Genomic DNA, 1,907 nt, shown 5'->3' with positions numbered 1-1,907 from the left:
GCCCCCGTGTTGGCCGCCGCCTCCACGTTCTCCACCGTGTTGCCCACCAGCTGCGTGTTGTAGACCATGTTGAACACCTGTGCCCCCTGGATCAGCGTCTGGCCCGGCCGCAGCAGGATCCCGTCGTTGTTGGTGAGCCGGTTGCCCACCACGGCCACGTCCAGCGTGCTGCACGACCAGAACTCCAGCCCCGCCCGGTTGTTGACCAGCGTGTTGCCCTGCACCAGCCAGTTGCGCGCCGACCAGTCCGTGATGGCGTAGCGCGCGCTCTGGTCCGGCACCACGTCCCAGGCCCGCTCCAGCGTCAGGCTCTGGCCCGTGCTGGCCGTGATGCGCCGCCACTGGCCCAGGCCCTTGCCCTGGATGATGACCACCACCGCCTGCGGGGTCAGCGCCCCCCAGCTGGCGGACGCGTCCTGCAGCGAGCTGGCTCCCGCCCCGCTCACGCTGCCGTAGTAGGCGTCCTTGCGCTGGGGGCCGCCGCCCTCGTTGAGCAGCGTCTCCCCGTCGTTGTTGTCCGGGGCCGGCCCGTTGATGGTCTCAAAGCGGTTGCCCACCAGCGCCACGTTCTGGGCGAAGTTGATCGAGAGCGTGCGCGTCTCGATCGTGGGCTTGGCTGCCGTGTAGAGGATGGCCGCGTCGCGCACGAACGTGTTGCCCTCCACCACCAGGTTGGTGCAGTCCTCGTTGAAGCCCGTCTGCCAGACCTCGTGCAGCAGGTAGTTGTTGCGCAAGGTCAGGTGGGTGCTGTGCTGCACGGCCAGCGGGCCCTGCTGCAGGCTGGCCAGCGGGTTGTGGCGGCTGATGAGCCGGCAGTTCTGCACCAGCACCCGCTCGCTGGGGTGCAGCAGGCTCAGCGCCTCGCCGCTGAAGCGCACGTGCACGTTGCTCAGGAACGCGTCGCGCAGCGTGCCGGGGTAGGAGCACAGGTTGTGCTCCCAGCGGCCCTGCTCGTTGACGTTCTCCAGGGCCAGGTCGGCCAGGCCCACGCGCTGGGCGTTGCTGGCAAAGCCCACGGCGTAGCCGAAGCCGTTGGCCGCCCCGTAGCCGTAGCGCAGCTGCGTCAGGCTGGGGCCGGCGCCCTGCACCACCACGCGGGCGGGCAGCTCCAGGCCCGAGACGCTGCTGTAGACCAGCTTGTAGGTGCCGGCCGGCAGGTAGACGATGCCCCCGCCGGCGGCGGCGGCCTGGTTGATGGCCGCCTGCAGAGCGGGCTGGTCGTTGGCCACGCCGTCGCCCACGGCCTTCAGGCGCAGGCGCGGGTCGGACTTGACGTTGTAGAGGTTGGCGGTGAAGTCGAACTTGGCGGCCCAGGGCACGTCGAGGTGGAAGTAGTCGGGGCCGGCGGCGATGGCCAGCACTGCCTGCTCGGCCAGGGTCTCGCCGGCGCTGGCGCTGGCGCCGAGCCCGTTGCTGACCAGCACGTCGTAGCGGGTGCCGGGCAGCAGGCCGGCGGGCGCGCTCAGGCGCAGCGAGTAGGCGTCGCTCTGGCTCAGGTCCACGGTGGCGGCGAGCCCGCCGCTGCCGCTGCCACTGCCGGCAGGCACGAAGCGCACGGAGGGGGTGGCGCCGGCCAGGCGCAGGTTGCGGCCGAACAGGCGCAGGCGGCCGCCGGGGGTGACCTCGGGGGAGTCGAAGTGCATGGCGCGGGCGCGGTTAAGGGCCACGCTGGGGCTGCGCTGTCCCTGGTCCTCGACCCAGACCTGGTAGAGGTCCAGCGGCAGGGAGGCGGGCACCTGAACGGTGAGCTGGCCGGCGGACTGCACCAGGGCGGGCAGGGGCAGGGCGGGGCCGCCGCGGGCGCTGAGGTAGGCCTTGGCGGTGGCGGAGAAGTGGCCCTGCAGCGAGCAGGCCTGGCCGGGCTGAGCCGAGGGGCTGGCGTTGAAGATCACGGTCTGGGCCCCGGC

Annotated in this window: 1 protein-coding gene; it reads right to left on the bottom strand. The window is 71.9% G+C overall.

What is annotated here, in order from left to right:
- A partial coding sequence (locus EU557_RS25335; RefSeq protein ID WP_210116131.1) for a glycosyl hydrolase family 28-related protein occupies positions 1-1,907 on the bottom strand: 1,907 nt, incomplete at both ends.

The sequence above is a fragment of the Hymenobacter wooponensis genome, assembly GCF_004745865.1.
Taxonomy (GTDB): domain Bacteria; phylum Bacteroidota; class Bacteroidia; order Cytophagales; family Hymenobacteraceae; genus Hymenobacter; species Hymenobacter wooponensis.
The sequence above is the reverse complement of the archived record's forward strand: the minus strand, read 5'-3'. Positions and strand labels throughout refer to the sequence as shown.